Origin of the sequence: Paracoccus nototheniae (assembly GCF_004335005.1) — a bacterium.
Taxonomy (GTDB): domain Bacteria; phylum Pseudomonadota; class Alphaproteobacteria; order Rhodobacterales; family Rhodobacteraceae; genus Paracoccus; species Paracoccus nototheniae.
Genome location: NZ_RQRT01000127.1, coordinates 1 through 5,751, shown reverse-complemented (window position 1 = coordinate 5,751; position 5,751 = coordinate 1). Strand labels below are relative to the sequence as shown.

General features: G+C 67.8%; 5 protein-coding genes. 3 read left to right on the top strand and 2 right to left on the bottom strand.

What is annotated here, in order from left to right; translation table 11 throughout:
* Window positions 1-31: 31 nt before the first annotated feature.
* Together EG885_RS21660 and EG885_RS21655 are read left to right on the top strand one after the other, a co-directional pair.
* The gene (locus EG885_RS21660) at window positions 32-2,182 is read left to right on the top strand and encodes a malate synthase G (RefSeq protein WP_131578818.1); all 2,151 of its coding nucleotides are present in this window, start codon (window positions 32-34) and stop codon (window positions 2,180-2,182) included.
* Between the two features lie 87 nt (window positions 2,183-2,269).
* Entirely contained in the window at window positions 2,270-3,445 is a 1,176-nt protein-coding gene (locus tag EG885_RS21655) for a nucleotide sugar dehydrogenase (RefSeq protein WP_131578815.1), read from the top strand.
* A gap of 3 nt (window positions 3,446-3,448) precedes the next feature.
* Here the strand turns inward: EG885_RS21655 and EG885_RS21650 are convergent, their stop codons facing one another.
* Window positions 3,449-4,060: a hypothetical protein gene (locus EG885_RS21650; protein WP_131578812.1), complete on the bottom strand. Its 612-nt coding sequence runs from the start codon at window positions 4,058-4,060 to the stop codon at window positions 3,449-3,451.
* Between the two features lie 152 nt (window positions 4,061-4,212).
* Here EG885_RS21650 and EG885_RS21645 point away from each other — a divergent pair, with 152 nt between their 5' ends.
* Window positions 4,213-4,491, top strand: a complete 279-nt coding sequence (locus EG885_RS21645) for a hypothetical protein (RefSeq protein ID WP_131578809.1) — start codon at window positions 4,213-4,215, stop codon at window positions 4,489-4,491.
* On the opposite strand, the gene EG885_RS21640 is transcribed toward EG885_RS21645, so the two are convergent.
* Window positions 4,488-5,751 (bottom strand): ABC1 kinase family protein (locus EG885_RS21640; protein ID WP_131578806.1); only part of this gene is annotated, 1,264 nt, incomplete at its 5' end. The genes EG885_RS21645 and EG885_RS21640 overlap by 4 nt on opposite strands.

The following is a 5,751-nucleotide window of genomic DNA, read 5'->3' as shown; positions in this document are numbered from 1 at the left end:
ACCCCTTGCAGCCGATATTCAGGAGAACAGCATGGCCCGTCCCGTCACTCAGATCCACGGCCTTCAGGTCGACAGCGATTTCGCGGCCTTCATCCGGGCGCAGGTGCTGCCCGGCACGGATGTGACCGAAGACGCGTTCTGGCAGGGCTATGCGGCCCTGCTGGACGGCTTTGCCGACGAGAACCGCGCCCTGCTGGACCGCCGCGCCGCCCTGCAGGATCAGATCGACGCCTGGCACAAGGCGCATGGCAACCAGCCCTGGGACGGGGCCGCATATCGCGGCTTTCTGGACGAGATCGGCTATCTGACCCCGGAACCCGCGCCCTTCACCATCGACAATGGCGCCATCGATCCGGAAATCGCGACCATGGCCGGGCCGCAGCTGGTCGTTCCGGTCAGCAATGCCCGTTTCGCGCTGAATGCGGCGAATGCGCGGTGGGGGTCGCTTTATGATGCGCTTTACGGCTCGGACGTGATGGGGCCGGTGCCCTCGGGCGGGTTCGACACCGCGCGCCGCGATGCGGTCGTGGCGCGCGCTGCGGAATTTCTGGATCAGGCCGTGCCGCTGCTGGCTGGCAGCCATGCGGCGGTCGAGGCTTATGGCGCCGACGATCAGGGGCTGGTGGCGACCATCGCCAGTCAGCCGGTGCGGCTGGCCGATGCCGATGCCTTTGTCGGCACCCGGACCGATGGCGACGACACAGCCTTTGTCCTGCGCCATCACGGGCTGCATGTCGAACTGGTGATCAACCCCGCCCATCCGATCGGCGCGGCCTCGGCCAGCGGTCTGCGCGATGTGGTGCTGGAGGCCGCGCTGTCGGCCATTCAGGATTGCGAGGACAGCGTCGCGGCGGTGGACGCGCCCGACAAGATCGGCGTCTATGCCAACTGGCTGGGCCTGATGCGCGGCGATCTGACCGAAAGCTTTGACAAGGGCGGCAAGGTCATGACCCGTCGCCTGAACCCCGACCTGGTGGTGACCCGCCCCGACGGCAGCACGCTGACCCTGCAGGGCCGCGCCCTGCTGCTGGTGCGCAATGTCGGCCATCTGATGACCACCGATGTGGTCACCAGGGATGGTCAGCCCACGCCTGAAGGGCTGCTGGATGCGATGGTGACGGTGGCCTGCGCCATCCATGATCTGAACAAGACCCAAGGGCCGCGAAACAGCCGCGCGGGCGCCGTCTATGTCGTCAAACCCAAGATGCACGGGCCGGACGAGGCCGCTTTTGCCGACCGCCTGTTCACCCATGTCGAACAGGTGCTGGGCCTGCCCGCCAACACCGTCAAGCTGGGCCTGATGGACGAGGAACGCCGCACCAGCGCCAATCTGGCCGCCTGCATCCACGCCCTGCGCCACCGCCTGTTCTTCATCAACACCGGGTTTCTGGACCGCACCGGGGACGAGATCCACACTTCGATGCAGGCGGGCGCCTTTCTGGGCCGCGACGGCATGAAGGCCGCGCCTTGGCTGAAGGCCTATGAGGATCGCAACGTCCAGATCGGTCTGGCGGCGGGGCTGAAGGGCCGCGCGCAGATCGGCAAGGGCATGTGGGCCAAGCCCGACGCGCTGGCCGAGATGCTTGCCGCCAAGATCGGCCATCCGCAATCGGGCGCGACGACGGCATGGGTGCCCTCGCCCACCGCGGCCACGCTGCATGCGCTGCATTACCACATGGTCGATGTGGCCGCCCGTCAGGACGAGTTGTCGGGCCAGCCGGTCCCCGGTCTGGACCTGCTGCTGACGCCCGCGCTGGCGCTGGACCCGATCCCGCAGGACCAGATCCTGCGCGAACTGGACAACAGCGCGCAGGGCATTCTGGGCTATGTCGTGCGGTGGGTCGATCAGGGCATCGGCTGTTCCAAGGTGCCCGATATCGACGATGTGCAGCTGATGGAGGATCGCGCCACCTGCCGCATCAGCGCGCAATATCTGGCCAACTGGCTGGAACATGGGCTGATCGGCCGCGATCAGGTCGAAGACGCCCTGCGCCGCATGGCCGCCAAGGTGGACGCCCAGAACGCGGGCGATCCGGCCTATCGGCCCATGGCGCCGGGCTTTGACGGCCCGGCCTTTCAGGCGGCGCGCGATCTGGTGCTGACCGGAACCAGCCAGCCCTCGGGCTATACCGAGCCTGCGCTGCATGCGCGCCGCGCCGAGGCCAAGGCGCTGGCTGGCTGAACACATCCGCGTGGCAGCATCGGGGCGGCGCTTGCGACGGCGCCGCCACCCGCTAAGCTGCTGAAAAATTCAGGGAGAGGTTCCGCCATGTCGGGAAAGATCATCGCCGTGGCCGGGATCGGCTATGTGGGCCTGTCGAATGCGGTGCTGCTGGCGGCGCGCAACACGGTCCGCGCGCTGGACGTGGATGCCGGGCGCGTGGCGATGCTGAACGACCGGCGCTGCCCGATCATCGATGATGACATCGCGCATCATCTGGCCACCGCCGATCTGGATCTGACCGCCACGACCGATCCCGCCACCGCCTATGCGGGCGCCGAAATCGTGATCGTCGCCACCCCCACCAATTACGATCCGGTCACCAACCGCTTTGACACCAGCAGCGTCGAGGCGGTGATCGCGGATGTGACCCGGCTGGCCCCGCAGGCGTTGATCGTGGTGAAATCGACGGTGCCGGTCGGCTTTACGCTGGATGTGCGCGCCCGGCTTGGCACCGATCAGGTGATCTTCAGCCCCGAGTTTCTGCGCGAGGGCCGCGCGCTGCACGACAACCTGCACCCCTCGCGCATCGTGGTGGGCGAGGACAGCGCCCGGGGCCGCGCCTTTGCCGATCTGCTGGCCGAGGCGGCGCTGGACGATGACGTGCCGGTCCTGTTGACCGGCCCGACCGAGGCCGAGGCGATCAAGCTGTTCGCCAACACCTATCTGGCGCTGCGCGTGGCCTATTTCAACGAACTGGACAGCTATGCGCTGACCAACGGGCTGGACAGCCGCCAGATCATCGACGGCGTCGGCCTGGACCCGCGCATCGGCAGCCATTACAACAACCCCTCGTTCGGCTATGGCGGCTATTGCCTGCCCAAGGACAGCAAGCAGTTGCTGGCCAATTACGGCAATGTGCCGCAGAATCTGATCGCTGCCGTGGTCGATGCCAACCGCACCCGCAAGGACGTGATCGCCGATCACATCCTGTCGCGCCATCCGCAGGTGGTCGGCATCTATCGGCTGGTGATGAAGGCCGGATCGGACAATTTCCGGCAATCAGCCGTGCAGGGCATCATGAAGCGGCTGAAGGCCAAGGGGGTCGAGGTCATCGTTTACGAACCCGCCATGTCCGATGCGCGGTTCTTCGGGTCCGAGGTAATCCGCGATCTGGACGCTTTCAAGGCGCGCGCGGATCTGATCGTGGCGAACCGGCTGACGGCGGATCTGGAGGGGGTCGCGGACAAGATCTATACCCGCGATCTGTTCGGCGCCGACTGAACCCTAAAGGCTTTTGCGCATCTGCGCCTCGATCTTGCGGCGCTGGCGGCGCGACCGGATCTGCCGGGCCGCCAGATTGAGCGGGCGCAGCGACAGATCATCCCCCTGCCCCCGCATCTGGAACCGCCGGGTGGCGGCGGCGATGGAGCTGTCGGCGGCGGTGATCGCCGCCACGGTGATTTCCAGATGCCGGATATCGCCCGGCTCGATCGCATCGAAGCTGTGATGGCGGGCGCGGTCCAGCAGGTCGGTGACGCTGCCGATATCGACATGATCGCCGCTTTTCAGGGCGCCCTGCAGGGTCGCCTCGCGCGGGCTTTCATGCTGGTCGCGGGCAATCTCGGTCCGGTCGGCGACCGAGGAGATGCGCTGGCCGGCCTCGGTCCAGACGGTCAGCATGATCTCCAGCACGTAAAGGGGTTCCAGCCCCAGATTGCTGACCAGGATGCGGGCGGACAGATCACGCGCGCCGCCCAGATGGATCAGGATCTCGGTCCGGCGCTGGCGGCGCATGCCCAGCACCAGTATGTGCAGATAGACCACCCAGACCATCGCGGTGACCGCCGCCATCGCCGCCTGCACCAGCCCGCTATTGTCCGAGACCCAGTCCCACATCGCCTTGCCACCCCTGCCCGTTGCCGTGCCGATCCACGCGGCCCAACCCGTGCAGGCAGGCGATGTTCCATCCCCGGCCCATCCCCGACCGGACCCCTTTGGCCCATCCGCGCGTTCGGCCCCCGCATGATCATCGCCGCAGGAGGCCGCCCATGACCGACACCAAAACAGCCATTCTGGAAGCCCGCCTTGATGCGCAGCGCCGCCTGCTGGCGCGTCTGGTCGCGGCGCTTGACCCCGCCGCCCGCCAGCCGGTGCTGGACTGGCTGGAACAACGCGACACCCTGCATGACGGGCAGGAAGACCCCGGTGCCGTCCCGACCGAAGGCACCGGCCCCGCATTGGCCATCTCGCAGGAATTTCGCCTGATCGCGCGGCTGGTCGGCGACCGGCTGCACGAGGTTGGTCAGGCGGAGGCCGGTCAGGCCTAGGGCGTCCCACCGACCGAACTGGCCAGCCGCGCGGCCAGCATCCGGTCCAGATCGTCGGGCCGGATCAGCGCGTCCAGATCGACCCGCGCCCGCAGCCGCGCGATCAGCAGATACAGCCCCGCGATCTTGCGGTGCAGGAACAGGATCTCGGGCGGGGGCATCTCGGCCCGGGCGCGCAGGGCGGCGGCCTGCATCGCCAGATCGGCGATCTGACGCGGGATCTGGGTGGTCGAGGGGTCAAAGACCCCGCCCGCGCGCAGGGGCGCAAAGGCCAGATCCATCATCCCCATCAACAGGGCCTGATGATCGGGCGGGGTCTCGGCCCGGAAATAGCCGATGTCGATGGCCGCTTGCCGGATGGCCTGCGCATCGCCCGACAGGGCGCCGCGCAGCAGCGCCAGATAACGCGGCGCAACGGGGGCCGAAAACCCCCGCGCCGCACCGAAATCCAGCAGCACGATGCGTCCGCCCGCCGGATGGGCCGCGTCCGCCTGCCAGCGGTAATTGGCGAAATTCGGGTCGGTCTGCATCAGATCAAAGCGGAACATCTCCTCGATCACCAGCTGGCCCAGATGATGCGCGGCGCGGTCGCGCAGGGCCTGAGGGGCGTCGGCCAGTTCCTCGATCGGGCGGCTGTCGATGAAATCCATCGCCAGCACATCGGGCGTGCTGAACTGATCGTCGGGCACCGGCAGCAGGAATTCGTCACGCCCCGACAGATTGGTCGCGTATTGGCGCATCTGCGCGGCCTCGCGCGTGTAATCGGCCTCGGCATGCAGCTGGTCGCGGGCCTCGGCCATCAGGGCGGGCAGGTCGATGCCGGGGGGCAGGACGCCGGGGATCTTCATCATCAGGCCCAGATTGGCGATGTCGCTGTCGATGCTGCCGCGCACGCCGGGATATTGCACCTTGATCGCCAGATCGCGCCCGTCTTTCGTCTGCGCCCGATGCACCTGCCCGATCGAGGCGGCGGCAATGGGGCGCACCTGAAACCGCGCGAAATGGCGCAGCCAACCCGGCCCCCATGCGGCGTCCAGCACGCGCTGCAACTGCTTGGGGGGCATCGGGTCCGCATCCGCGCGCAGCCGCGACAGGATCTGCGTCAGCTCGGGCGGCAGCATGTCGCCCGCCTCCATCGAGACCAGCTGGCCCAGCTTCATCGCCGCGCCGCGCATCTGCGCCAGTTGCGCGGCCATGCGGGCGGCATTGGCCGGGGTCAGGAACAGATCGGACGCGGTGGGCCGCTGGCCGCTGGCCAGT